General features: G+C 39.7%; 1 protein-coding gene. It reads right to left on the bottom strand.

The window, feature by feature from the left end:
• Positions 1-57 precede the first annotated feature (57 nt).
• Entirely contained in the window at positions 58-534 is a 477-nt protein-coding gene (locus tag BABA_RS24460) for a MucBP domain-containing protein (RefSeq protein ID WP_040347476.1), read from the bottom strand.
• Positions 535-716: the final 182 nt, after the last annotated feature.

The following is a 716-nucleotide window of genomic DNA, read 5'->3' as shown; positions in this document are numbered from 1 at the left end:
TACGACTACATACTAATTCGCCCTATTCAGACTCGCTTTCGCTGCGGCTCCGTCTTTTCAATTTAACCTCGCATCATAACGTAACTCGCCGGGGTCATTAGTTCCATCAGACAAATCTTTCTTCGTCAAAACTTGCCCTGTCGTCTGATCAATGTAGGTTACATCAATCGTTCCTTGATTTCTAGTATAAACATAATTTACAGTTTGATCATTAACCGTATAGTTTCCTGCTTGTGCTGCTCCATTTGATGATTGATAAGTATATCCTGGAATATTTTTTTGCTCTGTCGTGTAAGCTGTTGTAATGTCTCCACTTGTTGTTACTGACGGAGCAATCGTATTTCCTTGATCGTCAACATAGTTAGCAATTACTGAACCTTGAGCAACCGTATAAGTAAACTCAACATTACGAAGTTGTTGTAAGTTCATATTGGCACCAGTTGACGCGGCAATTGAAAATGACATGGCCTGATTCGTTCCAACAAAAGCTGAAACATCTTGTGTCCAAGATTGTGTTCCATAGGTAATCGACATCGTTTTAGTCGCACCAATATAAGTCATTTTAAAATCAACGAAATTATTATTTGTTGGTTGTGGAATCTCTTGAGAACCCGCAGCAATGGTTTTAGCCTGTCCATCTAAACCATTGACAAAGGCACCAAAAGCAAGTCCGCTCGCAATTGTGATGGGTCTTGCGTAAAACTTGGGTCATTAAA

It is taken from the genome of Neobacillus bataviensis LMG 21833 (genome assembly GCF_000307875.1).
Classification (GTDB): domain Bacteria; phylum Bacillota; class Bacilli; order Bacillales; family Cytobacillaceae; genus Neobacillus; species Neobacillus bataviensis.
The sequence above is the reverse complement of the archived record's forward strand: the minus strand, read 5'-3'. Positions and strand labels throughout refer to the sequence as shown.